Raw genomic sequence first — 21,373 nt, 5'->3', positions numbered from 1 at the left:
TACCTCACCAGGCCTGCTCCCCGTGGGGCACGGAGGTCTGGACGACCTCGCCGACCCGCTCGGTCACGGCCGCGGCCTCCTCCCGGGGCAGCGCGTCCGTGATCAGTACGTCGACCTCGTCGAGGGCGGCGAAGGTGGTGAGCCCGACGGCCGACCACTTGGTGTGGTCGGCGAGCAGCACGCTGCGCCGGGCCGAACGCAGGAACGCCCGGTTGGTCTCGGCCTCCCCGAGGTTCGGGGTGGTCAGCCCGGTCGCGGTGCCCAGTCCGTGGCAGCCGAGGAAGAGCAGGTCCACGTGCAGGCCGCGGATGGCCTGGTCGGCTATGGGGCCGACGAGGGCGTCCGAGGGGGTCCGGATCCCGCCGGTGAGCACGACCGTGGTGGTGGACCCGGAGCGGCGCGCGGCTTCGAAGACCTCGGCCGTGCGGATCGAGTTGGTGACCACGGTGAGCTCCGCGACCTCGGTGAGCTCCTTGGCCAGGGCGTGCGTGGTGGTTCCGGCGGACAGGGCGATCGCCGATCCCGGCATCACCAGGGCGGCGGCGGCCCGGGCGATGGCCCCCTTCGCGGCGGTCTCCCACTCGGACTTGGTCTCGAACCCGGGCTCGTGGCTGCTGGGTTCGCCGCCGAGCACGGCGCCGCCGTGCACCTTGCGCAGCAGCCCCTCGCGGGCGAGGGCGTCCAGGTCCCGGCGGACGGTCATGTCGGAGACGCTCAGGGTCCGGGTCAGCTCGTTCACCCGGACCCCGCCGCGTTTGCGCACCTCTTCGAGGATGAGGGCCCGGCGCTGATGGGCCAGCAGATTGCCGTTGTCGACCATCCCGAAAGCATCCTGAGGGGTCGATCAGAAGTCAACAGACCCCAACAGGCCTGTTCTTGCCCGCAGTTGTGCTCATCTCCTTGACTTGTGGGGGCAACGGCAGTGTGATGTGGGCCTTCGCGGTGGAGTCCGTTCGGTCCTGAGGGATTGTGCGGAAATCCCGCCGGTCCGAACGCGCGCTTCCGCACACGTTTCCCCGTGTCGCACCCCTCGGCTGACCCCTTCCCCAAGGAGCCGTTCGTGTACGCGTTACGCAGCACCACCTTCGGCCGCCGCCTGACCACGGCCCTCGCGGCGCTCCCGCTGCTGGCGGGCGCCCTCGCGGTGGCCGCCGCCTCGCCCGCCGCGGCCGTGGCCGACGGGCAGGCCCTCACCCCGCCCATGGGCTTCAACAACTGGAACTCCACCCACTGCCGGGCCGAGTTCAACGAGGCCATGGTCAAGGGCATCGCCGACCTCTTCGTCTCCAAGGGCCTCAAAGCGGCCGGGTACCAGTACGTCAACCTCGACGACTGCTGGGCCCTGCCCAACCGGGACGCCTCCGGCAATCTGGTCCCCGACCCGGTGCGCTTCCCGAACGGGATCAAGGCCGTCGCGGACTACGTGCACGGCAAGGGGCTGAAGTTCGGCATCTACACCAGCGCCGGCACGAAGACCTGCGATACCGCCGGGTTCCCGGGCGGACTCGGCCACGAGCAGCAGGACGCCAACCTGTTCGCCTCCTTCGGGGTCGACTACCTCAAGTACGACAACTGCAACAACCAGGGCGTGGACGCCAAGAAGCGGTACACCGACATGGGCAACGCGCTGAAGAACACCGGCCGCCCGATCGTGTACTCGCTGTGCGAGTGGGGCCAGAACCAGCCGTGGACCTGGGCGGCGGACGTCGGCCACCTGTGGCGCACCACCGGGGACATCGGCGACAGCTGGTCCTCGATGATCGGCATCGCGCACGCGAACCAGCAGCTCGCCGCGTACGCCGGACCGGGCCACTGGAACGACCCCGACATGCTGGAAGTCGGCAACGGCGGGATGACCGCGGCCGAGTACCGCACCCACTTCAGCCTCTGGTCGATGATGTCCGCGCCGCTGCTGATCGGCTCCGATCTGCGCAAGGCGAGCACCGAGACCTTCGACATCCTCTCGAACGCCGATGTCATCGCCCTCGACCAGGACCCGCTCGGCAAGCAGGGCGCCGTGGTGTCCGCCAACGGCGGCCAGGTCGTCATGGTCAAGGAGCTGAAGAACGGCGACCGGGCGGTTTCCCTGACCAACGAGAACGGCTCCACCGCCACCCTCTCCACCACGATGGACGCGCTCGGCCTCGGCAACCGCGCCCCGTACTCCCTCAAGGACCTGTGGAGCAAGGCGGTGACGACGAACACCACCGGGAACATCAGCGTCTCGGTGCCCGCGCACGCCACCGTCGTCTACCGGATCACCCCGGGGCCCCTGGTGGTCCCGCCCTCCGGCACCACCGCGCTGTCCAGCCTCTCCTGGACCGGCGCGAGCAGTGGCTGGGGGCCGGTGGAGAAGGACCGGAGCAACGGCGAGCAGGCCGCGGGCGACGGCAGGACCCTCACCGTCAACGGGGCCACGTACGCCAAGGGCCTGGGCGTGCACGCGGCCAGCAGCATCAGCTACCACCTCGGCGGGGTGTGCACGGCGCTGACCGTGGACGTCGGGGTCGACGACGAGAAGTCCTCCAACGGCTCGGTGGTCTTCCAGATCTACCGGGACGCGGTGAAGGTCGCCGACAGCGGGCTGCTGACCACGGCCGACCCGGCGAAGAGGCTCACCGCCGACCTGACCGGCGGCCAGACGCTGAAGCTCGTCGTCACCGACGGCGGCAACGGCATCAATTCCGACCACGCGGACTGGGCGGCTCCCCAGCTGACCTGCAACTGACCGACCCGAAGAGGGAGTACCCGTAGATGTCCACGCAATCGAACCCCGCCAGATCGCGCCGCACCGCCGCCCTGACCGGCGTGCTCGCCCTCGCGCTGACCGTCGCCGCCTGCTCCTCCGGCAAACCCTCCGGTGAGGGGGACGGCGGCGGCGCCGGGGACGGCGGGACCGTGAGCGGACAGATCTCCATCGCCTACCTGCAGAAGCAGGGCGATCAGGAGTACTTCGTCTCCGAGGCCGCGGGCGCCAAGAAGAAGGCCGAGGAGCTGGGCGTCAAGCTCACGGTGGTCAACCTTGGGAACGACGCCTCGAAGACGATCACCGAGGTCAAGTCGGCCATCGCGCAGAAGAACAAGGGGATCATCATCGTCGTGCCGGAGTCCGCGGTCGGCCCGCAGGTGGTCGCCGAGGCGAAGAAGGCCGGGGTCACCCTCCTGACCTCGGACGACCAGGTGTGCGCCAGCGGACCCAAGCCCGCCGACTGCGACAAGGCGGACCTGGTGGCACGGGTGGGCTTCTCCGGTACGCAGATGGGTACGGAGATCGGCAAGCGGGCCGCGGCCGAGTTCGCCAAGGCCCGGTGGAGCGCGGCGGACACCCGGATCATCTACGCCTGGAAGCAGGACACCACCGTCTGCACCGATCGGATCAACGGGGCCAAGGCCGCCTGGAAGCAGGCCGGGGGGCCGGAGGTGCAGGCCGTCGAGCTCGGCACGGACAACACTCCGGCCGGATCCCAGTCCAAGGTGGAGGCGACGGTCACGGCCAACCAGGGCGTCAAACACTGGGTGGTCATGGGCTGCAACGACGAGAACGTCTCGGGCGGGGTGAAGGGCCTCAACAACGCGGGCGTCAAGGGCGCCGACATCATCGGGGTCGGCCTCGGGGCCTACCTGGCCTGCAAGGACTGGCAGGCCGGCGCCGACAACGGGATGCGGGCCGCGCTCTACATCCCCGGTGACGAGGTCGGGAAGCTGGCCGTCCAGGCGATGTACGACAAGTTGAAGAACGGGACTCCGTTCACCCCCGAATCCTTCGCCCCGACCAAGATGGTCGACGCGGGGAGCTGGAAGGCCGCGGGCTTCGGCTGCAAGTGAGGGAGGTGCGTGCACACGATGAACGCCACACGAGCGGCCGGACTCCGCGTGGCGGAGGTCTCCAAAACCTTCGCCGGGGTCCCGGCGCTGCGGGGGATCTCGCTGGAGTTCCCGGCCGGTACGGTCACCGCGCTGATGGGCGAGAACGGCGCGGGCAAGTCCACGCTGCTGAAGATCGTCTGCGGTGATCTGCCGGCCGACTCCGGCTCGGTGCTGCTCGACGGCACCGAGCTGCACCTCCACTCCCCGGCCGACGCCCGGTCGGCCGGGATCCGGCTCATCCCGCAGGAACCCGAGATCGTGCCGCACATCAGCGTCGCCGAGAACGTCTACCTCGGCGCCCTGCCGACCCGCGGCGCCCGCCGCTTCGACCGGGCCGCCCTGCGCCGGCGCCTCGAAGCCGACCTGGTCCGCATCGGATTCGAGAAGGTCCTCGACCCCGACACCCTCGGCATCCACCTCACCGCCGCCCAGCGCCAACTCGTGGAGATCCTGCGGGCGCTGACCGGCGACGCCAAGGTGATCGCCTTCGACGAACCCACCTCCTCGCTCTCCGAGCACGAGGTGGAGTCCCTCTTCGCCCTCATCCGGCGCCTGCGGGAACAGGGCCTCGCCGTCGTCTACGTGTCCCACCGGATGCGGGAGATCTTCCGGCTGGCCGACCGGGTGGCCGTCCTGCGCGACGGCGCACTGGTCGGGGTGAAGGAGGCCGGGGACACCGACGAGGCCGAGATCGTCCGCATGATGGTCGGCCGGGACCTGTCCGCGATGTTCGCCCGCACCCGCGTGGCCACCGACCGCGTGGTCCTCGACGTCCGCGAGGTCACCACCGACGACGTCCGCGACATCAGCTTCCAGGTCCGGGCCGGAGAGGTGGTGGCCCTGGCCGGACTCGTCGGCGCAGGCCGCTCCGAACTGGCCCGCGCCCTCGCCGGAGACCTCCCGCTGCGCGCCGGGACCATCCGCGTGGGCGGCCGGACCCTGCGGCTGCGCAGGCCCTCCGACGCGGTCCGGTCCGGCATCGGCCTCGCCCCCGAGGAACGCAAGTCCCAGGCCCTCTTCCTGGACCGCTCGATCCGCGACAACACCGCCCTGGTGGTGCTGGACCGGCTCAGCCGGCTGCGCTTCGTACGGCGCGCGGCCGAGCGGGAGCTGGCCCGGGAGTACACCGACCGGCTGCGGGTGCGCGCACCGTCCATCGAGCGCGAGGTCCGCACCCTGTCCGGAGGCAACCAGCAGAAGGTGGTGCTCGCCCGCTGGCTGGCCCGCAGACCCGAGGTCCTGATCCTCGACGAGCCCACGCGCGGGATCGACGTGGGAGCCAAGGCCGAGATCTACCAGATCATCGCGGACCTGGCCGAGGCCGGTACGGCCCTCCTGGTCATCTCCTCGGAACTGCCCGAGGTGCTGGGCCTCGCGGACCGGATCCTCGTCATGCAGGGCGGCCGGATCACCGGCGAGCTCGGCCGGGAGGAGGCCACGGAGGAAGCCGTCCTCGCGCTGGCCATGGCGGACGACCTGAGCGAAGACGGAGTACGGACATGAAGGCGACCCCGGCGGCGCGCGCGGCGCAGGCACCCGCACAGGCACCCACGCAGGAAGACGCGACCGGGCCGGCCGCCCCCGCGGGCCGGGGCGGTGCCCGGCGCCGGGCGGCCGCCGCCCTCGCCGGGATCGGCGGCCAGAACCTCAGCCTGATCGGCGCCCTCGTGCTGGTCCTGGCCCTTTTCGGTTCCCTCAACTCCGCCTATCTGACCTGGGCCAACATCAAGGTCATCGGCGACGCGGTGACCATCTCCGGGCTGCTCGCCCTCGTACAGACCGTGGTGATCATCTGCGGCGCCCTGGACATCTCCGTCGGCTCCCAGGTGGGCGTGGCCTCGGTGGTCTCCGCGATGGTGTTCACCTCCACCGGCTCGAACGCCTTGCTCGGCATCGCCGCCGCCCTCGGTGTCGGACTGCTGGCCGGGCTGGTCAACGGGGCGGTCATCGTCTACGGCCGGATCAACCCGGTGATCGCCACCCTCGCCACGCTGGCCGCCTACAAGGGAGTGGCGCAGCTGCTGTCCAACGGCGCCGCCCAGGGGTACGTCAGCGGGGACGACGTCTTCGTCTTCCTGGCGAACGGCGCGGTCCTCGGCATCCCGGTCCTGCTGTGGGTGCTCGCCCTGGTCACCGTCGCCATCCACCTGCTGCTGAAGTACACCGACATCGGCCGCAACATCTACGCCATCGGCGGCAACGACACGGCCGCCCGGCTCGCGGGCATCCACATCAACAAGTACCTGATCGCCGTCTACGGACTCGCCGGAGTCGTGGCCGCCTTCGCGGGCGTCCTGCTCACCGCCCGCACCGGCTTCGGCCACCCGGTCTCCGGCAGCGAGGGACTGGAGCTCAAGGCCATCACCGCGGCGGCCCTCGGCGGCTGCCTGCTGGCGGGCGGCAAGGGCGGTGTCGGCGGCACCCTGCTCGCCATCACCCTGCTCGGCGCCCTCGACAACGGACTGACCGTGCAGGGCGTCAACCCGTTCTGGCAGAACGTCGCCCAGGGGACCCTGCTGGTCGTCGCCGTCGTCATCCAGAAGCGCCGCGCGGGCGAGCGGGCCGTGGGGCTGCCCACGTAACAGTCCCTGACGTCATTTCACACGCCGTACATGGAAAGGGCTTTCGGCTCCCTTTACGCTCTGGGGGCATGGCAGTGGCCGCCACACCATTTCCCCTTCGAGCAGGAGGAAATACCGATGAGCGAGAGAGCCCGGACGCAGGTCAGCCGGAGAGGATTCCTCGCGGGCACGGCAGCGGCGGCAGCCGCGACCGCCGTGCCCGCGATCGGCCAGGCGGTGGCTGCCACGCCCGCGGCAGCCGCCGGGACGGCTTCCGCCGGCCGTCCGAACATTCTGCTGATCGTCACCGATGACCAGCCCAAACACACCGATTGGGCGATCCAGAAGACCATCGGCTGGATAGCCGGCCAGGGCGTGAAGTTCACCCACGGCCACGTCACCACCCCCCTGTGCGCACCCTCTCGGTCCTCGGTCTTCTCCGGCCGCTACGCCCACAACCACGGGGTCCGCAACAACGCTTCGGCGGCGGCCCTGGACCAGAACACCACCGTCCAGCGCTATCTGAAGCAGGCCGGATATCGCACCGGACTGTTCGGCAAATACCTGAATTCCTGGAAACTCGCCGACGCTCCGCCGCATTTCGAGGAATTCGCGCTGCTCCAGCCCGCGTACGTGGACGCCAACTGGAACGTCGACGGCACGGTCCAGACGATCAACGGCTACACCACGAACATCATCAAGAACCGGACGCTGGCCTTCCTGGACAAGGCGGCCACCGACGACCGCCCCTGGTTCGCCTACGTCACCCCGTACGCCTCGCACGGGCCTCGCACCCCCGAGCCCAAGTACGCGGGCACCGCCGTTCCCGAGTGGAACGGGCGCCCCTCCGTCACCGAGGACGACCGCAGCGACAAGCCGCCCTACATCCAGAACGCCACCGGCACCCTCGCCGACGGCCGCCGCATCCGCGCCGAGCAGCTGCGCACGCTGCTGTCCGTGGACGACGCCGTCCAGGCCTTCAAGGACAAGCTGGCGGCCCTCGGCCAGCTGGAGAACACCCTCGTCATCTACATCGGCGACAACGGCTTCGGCTGGGCCGACCACGGCTGGACCGCCAAGTCGGTGCCCTACGCCCCCGCCCACGAGGTGCCGTTCTACGTCTCCTGGCCCGCCGGGGGACTAAGCGCCGGTACCGTGGACGACCGCATCGTCGCCAACATCGACATCGCGCCCACCATCCTCGACGCCGCCGGAATCAGCCCCGACACCCCGCAGGACGGCAGTTCGCTGCTGACCCCGTACAGCCGGGACCACCTCCTCGTCGAATGGTGGAAGCAGGGCACCGGAGCCGACCACAACACCTGGTCCTCCTACGTGGCCAAGGACGAGCAGTACGTCGAGTACTACGCCCTGCACACCGATGCGAGCGGCACGGTGTCCGGCACCGGGCAGGTGAAGTTCCGCGAGTACTACGACCTCGCGGCCGACCCCTACCAGCTCACCAACAAGCTCTACCAGGCCACCCCGGCGCAGGAACGGGACCTGGGAATCCCCGCCCTGGCGGCCCAGCTCGCCGCCGACCGCACCCGCTAGATCCGTACGTACTCACCGGAGCCACCGTGTCTTTGCCGCTTCCCTCCTGCTGCGCCCCGGGGCAGCACGCCCCGGCCGCCGCCCCGCTGCTCGCCGTGCCCGCGGTTCCCTCCGCTCTCGCGGCTCCGGCGGCTCCCGCAGCTCCTGCGGCCCGCCGGGCCCGCGGGCTGCTCGATCTGCCCGGCGGGCGGTTCCTCATGGGCACGCAGGACGCGGACGGATTCCCGGCCGACGGTGAGGGCCCGGTCCGTGAGGTGGAGGTGACTCCCTTCCGGATCGGGCCGACCACGGTGACCAACGCCCAGTACGCCACCTTCGTCAAGGCCACCGGCCATGTCACAGAGGCCCAGGAGTTCGGGTTCTCCTTCGTCTTCGCCGGTCTGCTGGCGCAGGAGCTCGCGGACGCAGCGCCTGCCGTGGCGGGCGTCCCGTGGTGGCGGGCGGTGTCCGGAGCCGACTGGAAGCACCCCGAAGGCCCCGGGTCCTCGATCGCCGCCCGGCAGAACCACCCCGTGGTCCACGTCTCCTGGAACGACGCCCAGGCCTACTGCTCCTGGTCCGGCACCCGGCTGCCCACCGAGGCCGAGTGGGAGTACGCGGCCCGCGGCGGCCTGGAGCAGCGCCGCTACCCCTGGGGCGACGAACTCTCCCCGGGCAACAGCACCATGCTCAACATCTGGCAGGGCGAGTTCCCCGACCGCCCCACCGGGCCGCACCTGGGCACCGTGCCCGTGAAGTCCCACCGCCCCAACGGGTACGGGCTCTACAACGCGGTCGGCAACGTGTGGGAGTGGTGCTCCGACTGGTTCGGGCCGGACCGCACCTCGCGGGCCATGCGCGGGGGCTCGTTCCTGTGCCACGACTCGTACTGCAACCGCTACCGGGTCGCCGCCCGCAGCTCCAACACCCCCGACAGCTCCACGTCCAACATCGGCTTCCGGGTGGCGAGCTGAGTAGGCGTCAGCTTTCGCGGGCGAGCCCGGCCACGTGGTCGGCGATCATGTCGAGGATCTCGGAGGCCGCCTTCTCGTCGCCGAGGGCGAGGAAGTTCAGGGTCACCCCGTCCGTCATGGCCGCGAGGTAGCGGGCCAGCACGGACACAGGGACGCTCAGCTCGAACGGGGTGATCCGGCGCAGCTCCTCGAGCAGCTCCCCGTACGTCTCGCAGTACAACTCGTACTGCCTGCGCGCCAGATGCCCGAACCCGGGCTGCCGCAGGGCGTACTGGGTGAGCTCGTAGGTGAGCATGTGCTCGCCCGGCCGGGCCGCCACGTGGTCCCAGTAGGCCTGGAAGCCCGCCCGGACGGTCTCGCGCAGGGTCTCCCGGGGCTGGATCGCCGCCTTCACGAGCGTGATGTAGTGGCCGGTGATCGACTCCATGACCGATTCCAGCAGGGCCTGCTTGGAGTCGAAGCAGTAGTGGAAGACGCTCAGGGACACGCCGGCCTCGGCGGCGATCGACCGGGTCGTGGTCCGCGACACCCCGTCGCGTGTCATCGCGCGGATCGCGGCCTCCGTCAGCTGCGTGCGCCGGTCGGTCAGCGGCATCCGTGCCATGTACGCGTCCCCCTCGTTCCTTGTGGTGCTCCGCGCGCGGCGTCCGGGGGCCGAACCGCCCCCGGACGCCGCGCGCGACCTCTCTCAGCTGCTGTATACGCCGACTTCGTACAGGGAGTAACCCCACTGCGTGCCGCGTCCCGCTCCGTGGACGCGTACGTACCGGGCCGGGACCCCGGCGAACTGCGCCGTGTCCAGACCGCCGTCACCGGTGGTCGTGGACCAGGCCGTCTGCCAGTTCGCCCCGTCCGTGGAGACCTCGATGCGGTACGACTTCCCGTACGCGGCCTCCCAGTCGAGGGTGACCCGCTTGACCAGGTTCACCGAGCCCAGGTCGAGCTGGATCCACTGGTCGTCGTTCCATTCGCTGGCCCACCGGCTTCCCCGGTCGCCGTCCACGGCCTTGCCGGACGCGAAGTTGACGAACGGGTTCCACCATTCCGCCGAGCTCGCGGAGGAGGCCGCGCCGGCCGCGAGGTTCACTCCGGCCCTGTGCTGCTCGGTGGAGCCCCAGGTGCGCAGGTAGGACTCGGCGCCCTGGAACAGGTCGTCCACCACGCCCTGCCCGCCGACCAGCCGGATGTCCTCGATCCAGTCGGGCACCATGCCGTAGTGCGCGGCGCCGTCGGTGTTGAAGTCCCAGGTGCGCTGGCCGGCGGTCTGCTTGTCGATGACCGAGCCGCCGTCGGTGCTGCGGAACGGGTACGTGACCGGGGTGGGCGCGTCGGCGCCGCGCGGGCCGGGCCAGCCGCCGACGCCGTTCATGTCGGTGCCGTAGCCGTAGCCGACGTGGTACTTCTCGCGCAGGGCGTCCGTGCGCTTGGCCTCGGCGCTGAAGGCCTCGGAGCCGCTCATGTACTGGGCGACGAAACCGCCGAGCTTGTAGAGCCGCTCCATCCAGCCGAGGTCCATCCAGCTGTGGGAGGAGATCACGCCCGGGTACGACTCGGACTCCAGGATGTCGAAGGCCTGGCCCGCGGCCTTGACGCTCATGTGGTCCACTTCGAGCATCATCTTGCGCTTCATCATGCCGCGCACCGCGTAGTCACCGAGGTCGGTGAGACCGCGGGTGTTGCACTGGGCGCCCGAGGCGTACGAGGGTACCGCCACCCCGGCGGGCAGCTCCTTCTGGGCGTTGGGCGCGGCCGCGAGTCCGATCGGGTTGTCGTGCTGCGGGCCCTTGCACTGCTCGGTCTGCCAGAAGGTGCCGGTCGACAGGAACTGCCCGACGTTGATGGCCGTTCCCAGGGCGCCCTCGTCGAAGCGCACCCCGCACAGGGCGTTGTCGAACTTGTGGCACAGGAACATGCTGCGCACGCCGAGCCCGTACAGCTCGTCCAGACCCTTGTCGATGTCCTGCTTGCTGCACTGCGAGATGTCCAGGATCTGCTTGCAGCCGAAGGGCTCGGAGGTCTCGACGCCGAGCACGACGGCGAGCTTCCCCTGCTTGACGACCTCGCGGGCCTGCGCGGAGTCGGTGACGATGCGGAACCACCCCTTGCCGGGGCCGCCGTACATCTTGTCGATGTAGGCCTGCATGTCGTAGCTCTTCTTCGCCTCCAGACGGATGGCGGTCATCTCGTCGCAGCTGCGGTCCTTGAAGAAGTAGACCGAGCAGATCACGCCGTTGGTGACGAGGTCGTTGACGAGCACGCGCTGGCCACCGCGCCAGGCCCGCTCGATCCAGGCGTAGTAGTTCTGCTGGTGGGTCAGCGAGTCGTGGGCGGGCCAGTCCTTGAAGGTCGGCCAGCCGTCGGGGTCGTGCTTGCCGTCACCGCCCTTGGTGACGAAGTCGAAGATCGCGAGGCTGCCGTCCGGGTAGTGCTCGGGACAGTCCTTGAGCGCGTCGGCGACCCCGAGGTCGGAGAAGGGCTTGCCGCAGATCAGCCGGCCGCCGAAGCCCTCGTTGGACATGATGTGGTCGTGGGCGTCCACGAAGCCCCGTACGTTGCCCTGGGCGTCGGTGCCCTTGAAGGGCTCGCCGGTCACGTTGATCCCGGAATCGGGCGCGGGCCGTGCGGTGGGGTTCCACCAGCCCGCGTCGGCCGCCGCGCCCGGCACGGGGCCGAGCACCATGGCCAGCAGGCCGAGCAGCAGCGTCAGGACCGCGAGGGGTTTGCGTCTGGGGCGGGGGTGCGGGTGTCGGCTCATGGCCACTACTCACGTCCTCGGTCGGCGGAGGGCGCGGTCGAGGACACAGTCCACCGTGGGCATGACCACCCTGGCGCCTGATTGTCATGTCCCGCGCAAGCATTGCGTCGAGAATCGCGACTGCGCCAACCAGAGTCAAGAGTCCGGGACAACTGACCTGATGAATCGTCACTTTGGCGTGATCTGGAGGGTGCGCCGGGCGTACGCCCCCATCGCGCGTTCACATGTTCTCCGTTTCTGCTTCACCGATCCGTGTGCCCCAGAGCGCTGTGCCCCGTGGATTGTCATGGCCGCGGCCATGGGTGGATGGCCGGATCCAGTCCACGCACGGCTTGTGGGGAAGGGGGTGGCCCGATGTCTCGACCACGTTTTCTGTTCGTCTCATGGGTGGACGTCGAGAGACGTCACGTGCCTGCGCAGACGGCGGTGGGACTGCGCCGGGCACGGCGGGACGGCTCGGACAGCGGGCCCGACGCCGTGACCTGGCGCCTGGTGGGCGCCAACAACCACGAGCTGGGACGAAGCCCGGACGTGCACGGCACCCTGGACGACTGCTGCGCGGCCGTCGAACGGCTCCAGGGGCGCATCGAAGAGGCCGCCCCGCTCGTGACCATGTCCACCGGCACGACCGCCGGTGGCACCGGCGCCTGGACCTGGCAGCTCGCCCTCGACGGCGACTGCGCCGCCGTGTCCACCCGCACCTTCCGCCGCCAGCGCGAATGCCGCCACAGCTGCCAGCTGTTCCTGGCCGCCGCGGCCGGGGCCCAGGTGGCCTCCGCGATCACCTACACCCGGCGGCTGCGCGGCCTGCGCCTGCCCGGCGCCGGAGACGCGCCCGGGCTGGCCCTGCGCGGGGGAGGCCTGCGATGACCGCCACCACCGTGATCCCTCCCGAAGCGCCGCAGGACGAGCACGTCACCCCCCGTCCGCTCGCCAGGAGCGCGGACCCGGCCGACCGGGTCTTCCGCGGATCGGCCCGCACCGCGGGCGCAGGCGCTGCTGCTCGCCGCGGCGGCGCTGGCCTGGGCCCGGGTCCGCTGGGGCCGCGGGCACACCTGGCTGGTCGGCTTCCCGGTCCTGGCGGCCTGGCGGTCGCCGACCGGGCCGCCCTCCTCCTGCCCAACCTCCTGTGAACGAGGCCGTGATGTCGCAGCAGACGATGCCCCTCCCCACCATCCCCACCACCGGCGCGTCCACCCTGGACGCCCGGGACATCTCGGCCTGGTTCGGCGGCCGCAAGGTACTCGACCGGGTCTCCCTGACGATGCCCGGCGGCCAGGTCACCGCCCTGATCGGCCCTTCGGGCTGCGGCAAGTCCACCTTCCTGCGGATCCTGAACCGCATGCACGAGCTGATCCCCGGCGCCGAACTGGCGGGGGAGGTCCTGCTCGACGGCGAGGACGTGTACGCCCGCGGCCGCCGGCTCACCGACGCGCGCCGCCGGATCGGCATGGTCTTCCAGAAGCCGAACCCCTTCCCGGCGATGTCCGTCTACGGCAACGTCACCGCCGGCCTGAAGCTGACGGGCACGCGCGCTTCGGGGCCCGAGAAGGACGTGCTGGTGGAGGAGTGCCTCACCAAGGCCGGCCTGTGGAAGGAGGTCCGCGACCGCCTCCGCCAGCCGGGCGGGGCCCTCTCCGGCGGCCAGCAGCAGCGCCTGTGCATCGCCCGCTCCCTGGCGGTCCGCCCGCGGATCCTGCTGATGGACGAACCCTGCTCGGCCCTGGACCCGACCTCCACCCGCCGCATCGAGGAGACCGTCCGCGAGCTGGCCGACGAGGTCGCCATCGTGATCGTGACGCACAACATGCAGCAGGCGGCGCGCGTCTCCGACCAGTGCGCCTTCTTCCTGGCCGAGCAGGGCACACCGGGCCGGATCGTGGAGTACGGACCCCACGCGGGCCGTGTTCTCCACGCCCGCCGACCCCCGTACCTCCGACTACGTGCAGGGCCGCTTCGGCTGAGGGGCCTCGGCTGAGGGGCTTCGGCCGGCGGGCAAGGTGCGGATTCCCGACGAGTGAATATGCTGCCTTCAGGCGATTTCTCGGTATTTCGACTGAAGGGTGGCTCACTCATGCCCACTGGCCTCATGACCGAGACGGTCGGCCCCGTGGACGTCGCCGTCGTGGCGTTCGAAGGCAACCGCTTCAACGGCGAGGTGGCCCCCGCGCTGCGGCAGCTGCAGGACAGTGGAACGGTGCGGATCCTGGACCTGACCTTCGTCCGCAAGGAACGGGACGGTTCCGTCTCCGTGGTCGAGCTCGCCGACTCCGATGTCGCCGAGGTGTTCCACCGGGTCACGGGCGAGGAGTTCGACCTGCTGAGCGACAAGGACCTGGAGAGAGTCGCGGAGGACCTCCCGCCGGAGTCCTCGGCCCTGGTCGTGGTCTGGGAGAACACCTGGGCGGCCCGCCTGACCGCCGCCCTCAGGGATTCGAACGGGCAGCTGCTCTTCATGGAGCGGGTACCCCGGGCCGATGTCGTGCGCGCCATCGCCGCACTGGACGAGAAGTAGGGGGCATCATGCGTCGACGGATGGGACGACCGGGACTGCTCGGCGCGATGGCCCGTACGGCCGTCGTGGCCGGTACCGCCACCGCGGTCTCCGGAAGGATGCAGCGCAGCGCCGCCGACCGCAGCGCCCAGCAGCAGATGGCCGCCGAAGCCCAGCAGCAGGCGGCCGTGGACCAGGCGGCGGCCCAGGCGGCGGCGCAGCTCGCCGCGAGCCGGCCCACGTCGGCCCCCGCCGCCCAGGCACCCGTGGTCGACCGGGTCGGCCAGCTCACCGCGCTGGCCGAGCTGAAGGCGCAGGGGCTGCTGACCGACGAGGAGTTCACCGCGGAGAAGGCCCGCGTGCTGGCGTCCTGACCCGCCGCAGGCGTCTCTTCGAGGATCTCTTACGGGACAACCTCCCACCGTCATATGACGAAAAACGTCATGGACCTTGACGGCCCCGCCCCTCCATTCTTCGAATGCACGACGATCACCAGGGAATCCGTCCGCGTGCGGCAGGCGGATCCGGGTCGTGCGCGGTCTGGCCGAGCGGGCGGTGGGGCAATGAGCGGGATAGTGATTCACCTGCCGCGGGGCGGCGGTGACTCCGGCGAGCCGGGCTGCGCCGATGCCGTGACCCTGCGGCTCGGCCCCGGCGAGACGGCGCGGTTCGGCCGGGGTTCCGCGAGGACCCCGGTCGAGCTGCGCCTCGACGATCCGGCCATCTCCCGGCTGGCCGGGGAGATCCGGGTGGCGGACGACCACTGGCAGCTCAGCAACCACAGCACGACCCAGAGCTACCTCGTGGAGAACCCCGAGGGAGCGGGGGAGTACCTGAGGGTGCCGCCACGACGGGCCGCGGCGCCCATTCCCTTCGAGTTCTCCCGTGTCGTGCTGCCCACCCGCAGCGGCACCACCGTCGCCTTCCAGGTCTTCGCTCCGGACCACGTCTATCTGGATCCGGACAGCACGGGCGCCGGATGGGGGAGCCGTACCGTCACGGCGTACTCCCTGGACGAGACGGCCATGTACTTCCTCGTCCTGGTCGCGCTCTGCGAGCCGAGACTGCGGGACGAATCCCCGCTGGCGGTGCCGACCACCCCGCAGATCGTCGAGCGGCTGAAGCCACTGGCCGGGGGCGCCGGGCTCACGGGCCGGGCGGTCAGCGCACACATCGACTACCTCGCCGAGGAGAAGATGCGGCTGCGCGGACCGGGGGAGGGCGAGTCCGGCCGGGGCGCCCGTCGCAACGGCAAGAGGGAGACGGTCGTCGCCGTCGCGCTGCGGTTCGGCCTCGTGCGCGAGGAGCACCTCGGGCTGCTGCCGCCACGGGCGGGCGCGGGCCCGCGCTAGCGGCGGGCGACGGCAGGGCCGCAGGGCCCGAGGGCCGGGGGAGACGGGGCGGCGGGACGGAACGCGGGACGCGAACGCGCGAGGGGGAGAGCATGCACGGCTCGGCCGGGGCATCGGGAAGCGACCGTACGGAACTGCCCCCGCGCGGCTACCGCGTGGCCCGCTGGGAGGTCGCCGAACTGATCGGGGCCGGCGGCTGGTCGACCGTCCATTCCGCACGGGCCGTGGACGGCGGCGAGGAGGTCGCGCTGAAGTTCCTGCAGACCGCCGGACTCGCGCCGCGCCAAGCACGCAAGGTCGCGGAGTCCGCCCGGCGGGAGGTCGAACTCGGCCGCCGGTCCCCGCACCCGAGGCTGATCCGGCTCCTGGACTCCGTCGTCCTCAGCGACCCGGACCGGCCGAGTCTGGACGGGGCGATCGTGCTGGTCATGGAGCGGGCCCGGGGCAGTCTGAGGGACCTGCTGGACACCGGGGTGACCGAGGAGGAAGCGGCGCTCCTGATCGTCGGCATCTGTGAGGGGCTGGCCCATCTCCACGGCAGCGGCTGGGTGCACGGGGACCTCAAACCGGAGAACGTCCTGATCATGGCGGACGGGTCGGTCAGGCTCTCGGACTTCGGGCTCGCCACGGAACTGACCGGCACCCTGGGAACCCACGGCTACGCCCCGCCCATGGGGACCGCGGACTACCTGCCCCCGGAGCGCTGGAAGGCCCCGTTGGGCGAGCGGGGCGTCGAGATCCGGCCCAGCGTGGACATCTGGGCGCTGGGCGTCATGATCCACGAGGCGTTCGCGTCCGGGGCCCCGCCGTTCCCCGGCGCCACCCCGGTCTCGCGCGGCGCCGCCACACAGGAATACGCCGACGGCCGCGCCCGGTTGAGGCTGCACCACGAGCTGCCGCCCTTCTGGCGGGAGCTGGTCGCCGACTGTCTGGCCCCGACCCACGCCGCGCGCGCCGGGCACACCGCCGAGAGCCTGCTGGCGCGGATCACCCTTGGGCGCGGTACGGATGCGGGGGCCGCGCGTCCGGAGGAACACCGCGGAACCGGACCCCGTAGCGCCCCCGGCACCCGTAGAACCCGGCGGAACCACACGGCGCTCGCGGTCCTCAAGGTGTGCGTGACGGCGGCCGCGCTCTGCTCGTTCGCCGTGGGCGACGGCGCCGCCTCCGCGGGCGGACCGGCCGCGCCCGCCGGCCAGGTCCGGGTGTTCAACGCCGACGCGAAGTGCAGGCAGCACCAGGACCGCGACGCGCCGTGCAGCCTCGGCCTGGCGATCGACCCCTTGCGGGCCTACACCGTAGAGAACGTCGTCCCCACCCGGGTGTGGCACGGCGATGTCCTGGACGTCGACTGCCGGTTGAGCGGGGGGACGCCCATCATCGACGAGACGGACACCGTGTCCGACGAGTGGTACCGCGTCCACCTCCCGCCCGGTTCCCCGCGGTCCACGGCCTGGCTGCCCGCCGTCCGCACCCAGGACCGGCCCGCGCTCCCCGAGTGCCCGCGCTCCTCGCGCCGACCGTAGCCGGGCCGGGCCTTCGGCGTCACCCCGGAGCGTTCCGGGTGTCCGGTTCCGTGCCGCCCGCCTAGGTTGACCGGCGGCGGAGCGCGGACCGTGCTCGCCCCCTGCCACGTCCCCGTGAGGGGGAGGGGCCGTTACCCGCGGCCGGCCGGCCCGGTTGGCCTGGTGGCAGGCCCCGGCAGTCTTCGCGGATCCGCCCCCGCCGCCCCACACCCGCCGTTCCAGGAGGAAGACACCACCATGCCCTTCTCATCTCAGCCGGAGCGCCCCGATATCTCCCGCAGGTCCGTCCTTCGGACCGGCGCGGGACTGGCCGTCGGAGCCGGCGCGCTCGGAGCCACCGTGCTCGGGGCCACCCCCGCCGCCGCGGCCCAGCGCGGCACTCCCCTGGTCGAACAGCCCGGGGACTCGGCGAGCCGCCAGGGGGTGGGCTCCAGCGACCTGTGCATCCCCTACTACCGGGAGCACGACGGGAGCTGGGGTTACGTCTTCGGCGACACCTGGGCCGGCCCCGGACAGTCCGGCACCATGATCGGTTCCCCGGTGATGCTGGCCCAGGACCGCTTCGACGCCTCCGGCGGGAGCCCGATCTCCTTCACCTGGGCCCTGCCCAGCGGCGGCCAGCCCAGCCAGCTCTTCGACTACCGGCGCGGGGAGGACAACGGGTACGGGGACACCGAGGTGACCCGCATCCCCAACGACTGCATCGAGTTCGGCGGCCGCACCTACATCCAGTACACCTCCGTGTTCACCTGGACCCCGCCTCCGGGCTGGGACGGTTCGCTGATGTCGGGGGTGGCCTACTCCGACGACCACGGAGTGACCTGGCACGACTACCCGTACCACTGGCCCGGTGACCGCACGGGCGGCAACCAGAGCATGTACGGGATGTGGTCCTTCGCGGGCATCGACCCCGACGGCTGGCTGTACATCTTCTCCAAGCGCTGGAACGGTACGCACATCAACACCGGGGACGGCGGGGCGATCCAGCTGTTCCGCATCCGGCCGGGGGACTTCCGCGCCGGAAACTTCGGCGCCCAGCAGAACTGGGCCTATCTCAGGGACGCCTGGCAGTGGACCAACGAGGTCGGACCGACGGCCATCCTGACCGGGAACAAGATCGGTGAGTTCTCCGTCAAGCGCATCGGCAACCGCTACTGCATGAGCTACTTCGACGTGGACGAGTACGCGATCTGCACGCGCACCGCGTCCCGGCCCGATGCCGTGTGGACGGCGCCCAAGATCCAGGTCGTCGGCAACAACACGTGGCCGGCGAGCCATTGGGGCAAGCCGCAGGTTCCCACGCTCTACGGCGGATACATCCACCCCGGCAGCGCGAGCGCCACCTCCCTGACCCTCATCGTCTCGCAGTGGAACGGGCAGCCCCAGCAGGCGCCCTACCGGGTGCTCCAGTACGACGGGATCAACCCGTAGGCGAAGCCCGACCGGCCCCTCCCGTCCACCCCCGACAGAAGAGAGACCACCTTGAGATCCCCCCTGTCCGGCATACGCGTCCGCACCGCCGCCCGGGCCCTCGGAGCCGCCGCCACGGCGGCGGTGACCCTCGTCCTCGTATCCGTCGTCGGTCCGGCGGCCCACGCCGACACCCCGGAGATCCCGGTCTTCACCGACGGCTACGGACTGACCCGGGTGGCCGACGCCACCGAAGTGAGGTCCGCCACCGACTTCACGATCACCGTGACCACCCCGCAGCTCTCCGGCCGCCACAGGATCCGCGTCTTCCTGCCCAGCGGCTACGCGGCCGACCCCGGCAAGCGGTGGCCGGTGGCGTACTTCCTGCACGGGGGCGGCGGCACGGTGGACGACGCCGCTGCCGCCCCCGCCCTGCACTCCGACTCGATGATCACCGTGGTGCCGGACGCCGGCCTCAAGGGCTGGTACGCCGACTGGCGCATGCAGAACACCGCGCTCGGCGCGGCGAACTGGGAGACCTTCCATCTCCAGCAGGTGGTCCCCTTCATCGACGCCAACCTGCGCACCGTCCCCGACCGCGCCCACCGGGCCGTCGTCGGACTGTCGATGGGCGGCTACGGAGCCCTGCACTACGCCGAAGCCCGGCCCGACCTCTTCGGCCAGGTCGCCTCGCTGTCCGGCGGCATCGACTTCGGCATGGCGGAGATCCGCGGCGCGGTGCTGGCCACCGAGCTCAACCTCACGGGTGCCTGGTGCGCGGTCAGCACCTCCGGGACCGGCCAGTGCACGGGCTACGGCGCCTACGTCGACAGCGACGCGATCTTCGGCAGCCCCTACCCGATCTTCAACGCGGACCACGTGTGGAACGAGGTCAACCCCGCCGCCACGGCCAACCTCGCCCGGCTCGCCGGCACCGGGGTCACGCTCTACACCGGAAACCAGGGCCCCATCGACGTGTTCACCGAGGCCGCGTCCAAGACGGTCGACGCCCGGCTGGGCGCGCTCGGCATCCCCACCCGCTTCGTCGACTACGGCAACGGCTCGACGCTGTCCCCCACGTGCGACGGAGCCCACAACTACGGCTGCTGGGCCCCCGCGTTCGCGGACTACGTCCCGCGCCTGGCAGCCGCGTTCGCCACGGCGGGCTGACGCCCCCCGGGCGCACGGCACCGGCTCACCACAAGGTGGTCGCGAACGCGGCGGCGCCCAGCAGCAGGCAGCACACCGCCGCGCGCATCCAGCGGTACTTGAGGGCCAGGATCGCCCCCAGGACGCGGCCCTGCTCCAGGAGCCAGCGCCCCGGGTCCGCGCCGGCCGCGACCACCGCGGCCGCCAGTTCGGCCGGGCCGGCGCCGCCCTGGAGGGTGGCCACCGAGGGGCCCGCCGCGCGGCCGGAGCCCGGGCGGCCCGGTCCGGTGCGCGGCAGGATGACCAGCGCCAGCATCACGATCCCCGCCAGCCAGGCGACCGCTCCGGCCAGGGCCGCCGGGCCGGAGCCCAGTCGGCCCTGCCCGCCCTGCACGAGGAGGGCCGGCAGGGCGACGGATCCCGACAGGATGATCGAGGCCTTGGTGTCGGCCCGCGCGATCTCCTCGCGCACCGAGAGGAGCAGTCGCTCCGCGACCAGCCGGGCCCCCGGCTCGGACAGCGGCGTGCCCTCCGCGGGCCCGGCGGCCGTCACCGGTCGGCGTCCGCTGCGGGCCCGGCGGGGGCCTGTTGCCCGACGCCCCCGGCATCGCCGACCGCTCCGTCGGCCGGGTCCGCGGAGCCCCGTTCCGGCTCGCGGTCCCAGAAGAGGGCGCGGCCGCGGCGCCGGCCGTCCGTCAGCTCGGGCAGCGGCTCGGAAGCCACCCGGCGGGCACCCGAGCGCAGGAACTCCACCACCACCATGGCCTGCTCGCCCAGCTCCCAGCGCTCCAGCAGGCCGCCGTCGATCAGCCGGGTCATGAGCTCCATGCCGTCCTGGCGCTCCTCGCGCTGCTCGCTGCGGAACAGCTTCCGGATCTCCTGGACGTCCTTGGGGTTGCGGGCCATCATCTGTGCCATCACGGCGTCGTCGCCCCGCTCCATGGCGCGCTGGAAGCTTTCCGCCCACCGCTCGATGAGCAGGCGCTCGTTGTCGTCCCGGATCTCCCGCAGCCGCTGGCTGAACTGCTCCACGGCGGTCTGGTTGAGGACCTTGCCGACCTGTGCTCCGTGCTCCCGGATCAGCTGGTCCGCCTGGATCGTCACGAACACGTCCAGCTCCAGGCCGAAGCGGACGCCCAACTTGTGTTCGGCCAGCGCCGCGTTGACCGCGTCGCGGACCTTCTCGGCATCGTTGATCGAGGAGGTGCGCGATACGCCGCGAAGCCGCTGCTCCAGTTCCGGCACGAGCAGTACGCCCACGTCGGTGACCTGGCTGCGGGCGACCGTGCAGGGGTCGGCCACCCGCCACCGGACGGCCACGTCGGCGGGGAAGGACCTGCCTCTCTCGGAGGCGGGCAGCTCGATCCGGAACGAGACGGTGTGCCAGCCCAGTTGGAGCTCGAAGGCGGTGTACGGGCGGCTGAACCAGCGCAGCAGGAAGCCGTCGTCGCCCTCCGGACCCACCGCCCGCGGCGGGCGGTTGCGGTAGTAGAGCACGGCCACGTACTGGGCGCTGCGGTGCCGGTACGGCCAGGCCGGACGGTACTCGCGGATGAAGGGGCCGGCCAGCGCCTGTGCGGCGGCCGGGAGTTCGCTCTGGGCCCCGGGGGACTCGGGGCCCAGAGCCGGCCGCCGGGCGTCCCAGGGGCGGACCGCGGGGACGGGCGGCGCGGCCGGGGCCGACCGCGCCGCCCGTGCGGCCGGGGCGGGCGGGCCGACCTGAGCGGGGTAGGTCATGGTCATCACTCCGTC

19 protein-coding genes and 1 pseudogene are annotated in these 21,373 nt (G+C 71.5%); 15 read left to right on the top strand and 5 right to left on the bottom strand.

What is annotated here, in order from left to right; genetic code table 11:
- Positions 1–4: 4 nt before the first annotated feature.
- Positions 5–820: a DeoR/GlpR family DNA-binding transcription regulator gene (locus tag OHU74_RS04690; protein WP_371614726.1), complete on the bottom strand. Its 816-nt coding sequence runs from the start codon at positions 818–820 to the stop codon at positions 5–7.
- Between the two features lie 381 nt (positions 821–1,201).
- Here OHU74_RS04690 and OHU74_RS04685 point away from each other — a divergent pair, with 381 nt between their 5' ends.
- The 6 genes from OHU74_RS04685 (at position 1,202) to OHU74_RS04660 (ending at position 8,935) form a co-directional block, all read left to right on the top strand.
- Complete coding sequence (locus tag OHU74_RS04685; protein WP_371619564.1) at positions 1,202–2,728, top strand: NPCBM/NEW2 domain-containing protein; 1,527 nt, start codon at positions 1,202–1,204, stop codon at positions 2,726–2,728.
- A 26-nt stretch (positions 2,729–2,754) separates the two neighbouring features.
- The gene (locus OHU74_RS04680) at positions 2,755–3,825 is read left to right on the top strand and encodes a substrate-binding domain-containing protein (RefSeq protein WP_371614725.1); all 1,071 of its coding nucleotides are present in this window, start codon (positions 2,755–2,757) and stop codon (positions 3,823–3,825) included.
- An 18-nt stretch (positions 3,826–3,843) separates the two neighbouring features.
- Entirely contained in the window at positions 3,844–5,370 is a 1,527-nt protein-coding gene (locus OHU74_RS04675) for a sugar ABC transporter ATP-binding protein (RefSeq protein WP_371614724.1), read from the top strand.
- Positions 5,367–6,449 carry an ABC transporter permease gene (locus OHU74_RS04670; RefSeq protein WP_371614723.1) on the top strand — a complete coding sequence of 361 codons (1,083 nt, stop codon included), beginning with the start codon at positions 5,367–5,369 and terminating at the stop codon, positions 6,447–6,449. The genes OHU74_RS04675 and OHU74_RS04670 overlap by 4 nt, the downstream gene beginning before the upstream one ends.
- A 117-nt stretch (positions 6,450–6,566) precedes the next feature.
- On the top strand, positions 6,567–7,982 hold the full coding sequence (locus OHU74_RS04665) for a sulfatase (RefSeq protein ID WP_371614722.1): 1,416 nt from the start codon (positions 6,567–6,569) through the stop codon (positions 7,980–7,982).
- 26 nt (positions 7,983–8,008) lie between these two features.
- Positions 8,009–8,935 (top strand): formylglycine-generating enzyme family protein, encoded by a 927-nt coding sequence (locus tag OHU74_RS04660; RefSeq protein ID WP_371614721.1) that lies wholly within the window; start codon positions 8,009–8,011, stop codon positions 8,933–8,935.
- Between the two features lie 7 nt (positions 8,936–8,942).
- Here the strand turns inward: OHU74_RS04660 and OHU74_RS04655 are convergent, their stop codons facing one another.
- Together OHU74_RS04655 and OHU74_RS04650 are read right to left on the bottom strand one after the other, a co-directional pair.
- Positions 8,943–9,539 (bottom strand): TetR/AcrR family transcriptional regulator, encoded by a 597-nt coding sequence (locus OHU74_RS04655; RefSeq protein WP_371614720.1) that lies wholly within the window; start codon positions 9,537–9,539, stop codon positions 8,943–8,945.
- A gap of 84 nt (positions 9,540–9,623) precedes the next feature.
- On the bottom strand, positions 9,624–11,690 hold the full coding sequence (locus OHU74_RS04650; protein ID WP_371614719.1) for a discoidin domain-containing protein: 2,067 nt from the start codon (positions 11,688–11,690) through the stop codon (positions 9,624–9,626).
- Positions 11,691–12,098: 408 nt separating this feature from the next.
- On the opposite strand from OHU74_RS04650, the gene OHU74_RS04645 reads away from it, so the two are divergent.
- The 9 genes and pseudogenes from OHU74_RS04645 (at position 12,099) to OHU74_RS04605 (ending at position 19,642) form a co-directional block, all read left to right on the top strand.
- Complete coding sequence (locus OHU74_RS04645; protein ID WP_371614718.1) at positions 12,099–12,560, top strand: hypothetical protein; 462 nt, start codon at positions 12,099–12,101, stop codon at positions 12,558–12,560.
- On the top strand, positions 12,557–12,823 hold the full coding sequence (locus OHU74_RS04640) for a hypothetical protein (RefSeq protein WP_371614717.1): 267 nt from the start codon (positions 12,557–12,559) through the stop codon (positions 12,821–12,823). Before OHU74_RS04645 ends, OHU74_RS04640 begins: the two co-directional genes overlap by 4 nt.
- A gap of 26 nt (positions 12,824–12,849) precedes the next feature.
- Positions 12,850–13,654: pseudogene (locus OHU74_RS04635) on the top strand (phosphate ABC transporter ATP-binding protein).
- Positions 13,655–13,764: 110 nt separating this feature from the next.
- On the top strand, positions 13,765–14,205 hold the full coding sequence (locus OHU74_RS04630; protein WP_371614716.1) for a DUF6325 family protein: 441 nt from the start codon (positions 13,765–13,767) through the stop codon (positions 14,203–14,205).
- 20 nt (positions 14,206–14,225) lie between these two features.
- Complete coding sequence (locus tag OHU74_RS04625; RefSeq protein WP_371614715.1) at positions 14,226–14,558, top strand: SHOCT domain-containing protein; 333 nt, start codon at positions 14,226–14,228, stop codon at positions 14,556–14,558.
- A 189-nt stretch (positions 14,559–14,747) separates the two neighbouring features.
- A complete protein-coding gene (locus tag OHU74_RS04620; RefSeq protein WP_371614714.1) occupies positions 14,748–15,536 on the top strand; it encodes a serine/threonine protein kinase in 789 nt (262 codons plus the stop codon).
- 92 nt (positions 15,537–15,628) lie between these two features.
- Positions 15,629–17,062 (top strand): serine/threonine-protein kinase, encoded by a 1,434-nt coding sequence (locus OHU74_RS04615; RefSeq protein WP_371614713.1) that lies wholly within the window; start codon positions 15,629–15,631, stop codon positions 17,060–17,062.
- A 237-nt stretch (positions 17,063–17,299) separates the two neighbouring features.
- On the top strand, positions 17,300–18,493 hold the full coding sequence (locus OHU74_RS04610) for a DUF4185 domain-containing protein (protein ID WP_371614712.1): 1,194 nt from the start codon (positions 17,300–17,302) through the stop codon (positions 18,491–18,493).
- A gap of 51 nt (positions 18,494–18,544) precedes the next feature.
- Entirely contained in the window at positions 18,545–19,642 is a 1,098-nt protein-coding gene (locus tag OHU74_RS04605; RefSeq protein ID WP_371614711.1) for an alpha/beta hydrolase, read from the top strand.
- Positions 19,643–19,667: 25 nt separating this feature from the next.
- On the opposite strand, the gene OHU74_RS04600 is transcribed toward OHU74_RS04605, so the two are convergent.
- Positions 19,668–20,174: a Pycsar system effector family protein gene (locus OHU74_RS04600; protein WP_371614710.1), complete on the bottom strand. Its 507-nt coding sequence runs from the start codon at positions 20,172–20,174 to the stop codon at positions 19,668–19,670.
- Positions 20,171–21,358 (bottom strand): hypothetical protein, encoded by a 1,188-nt coding sequence (locus OHU74_RS04595; RefSeq protein ID WP_371614709.1) that lies wholly within the window; start codon positions 21,356–21,358, stop codon positions 20,171–20,173. The genes OHU74_RS04600 and OHU74_RS04595 overlap by 4 nt, the downstream gene beginning before the upstream one ends.
- Positions 21,359–21,373: the final 15 nt, after the last annotated feature.

The sequence above is a fragment of the Streptomyces sp. NBC_00454 genome (genome assembly GCF_041434015.1).
Taxonomy (GTDB): domain Bacteria; phylum Actinomycetota; class Actinomycetes; order Streptomycetales; family Streptomycetaceae; genus Streptomyces.
The sequence above is the reverse complement of the archived record's forward strand: the minus strand, read 5'-3'. Positions and strand labels throughout refer to the sequence as shown.

Excerpts from the sequence above, each read along its gene's own strand:
- OHU74_RS04690 (WP_371614726.1), bottom strand. The coding sequence starts at position 820 with ATGGTCGACAACGGCAATCTGCTGGCCCATCAGCGCCGGGCCCTCATC.
- OHU74_RS04685 (WP_371619564.1), top strand. The coding sequence starts at position 1,202 with ATGGGCTTCAACAACTGGAACTCCACCCACTGCCGGGCCGAGTTCAAC.
- OHU74_RS04680 (WP_371614725.1), top strand. The coding sequence starts at position 2,755 with ATGTCCACGCAATCGAACCCCGCCAGATCGCGCCGCACCGCCGCCCTG.
- OHU74_RS04675 (WP_371614724.1), top strand. The coding sequence starts at position 3,844 with ATGAACGCCACACGAGCGGCCGGACTCCGCGTGGCGGAGGTCTCCAAA.
- OHU74_RS04670 (WP_371614723.1), top strand. The coding sequence starts at position 5,367 with ATGAAGGCGACCCCGGCGGCGCGCGCGGCGCAGGCACCCGCACAGGCA.
- OHU74_RS04665 (WP_371614722.1), top strand. The coding sequence starts at position 6,567 with ATGAGCGAGAGAGCCCGGACGCAGGTCAGCCGGAGAGGATTCCTCGCG.
- OHU74_RS04655 (WP_371614720.1), bottom strand. The coding sequence starts at position 9,539 with ATGGCACGGATGCCGCTGACCGACCGGCGCACGCAGCTGACGGAGGCC.
- OHU74_RS04650 (WP_371614719.1), bottom strand. The coding sequence starts at position 11,690 with ATGAGCCGACACCCGCACCCCCGCCCCAGACGCAAACCCCTCGCGGTC.
- OHU74_RS04640 (WP_371614717.1), top strand. The coding sequence starts at position 12,557 with ATGACCGCCACCACCGTGATCCCTCCCGAAGCGCCGCAGGACGAGCAC.
- OHU74_RS04630 (WP_371614716.1), top strand. The coding sequence starts at position 13,765 with ATGCCCACTGGCCTCATGACCGAGACGGTCGGCCCCGTGGACGTCGCC.
- OHU74_RS04625 (WP_371614715.1), top strand. The coding sequence starts at position 14,226 with ATGGGACGACCGGGACTGCTCGGCGCGATGGCCCGTACGGCCGTCGTG.
- OHU74_RS04620 (WP_371614714.1), top strand. The coding sequence starts at position 14,748 with ATGAGCGGGATAGTGATTCACCTGCCGCGGGGCGGCGGTGACTCCGGC.
- OHU74_RS04615 (WP_371614713.1), top strand. The coding sequence starts at position 15,629 with ATGCACGGCTCGGCCGGGGCATCGGGAAGCGACCGTACGGAACTGCCC.
- OHU74_RS04610 (WP_371614712.1), top strand. The coding sequence starts at position 17,300 with ATGCCCTTCTCATCTCAGCCGGAGCGCCCCGATATCTCCCGCAGGTCC.
- OHU74_RS04595 (WP_371614709.1), bottom strand. The coding sequence starts at position 21,358 with ATGACCTACCCCGCTCAGGTCGGCCCGCCCGCCCCGGCCGCACGGGCG.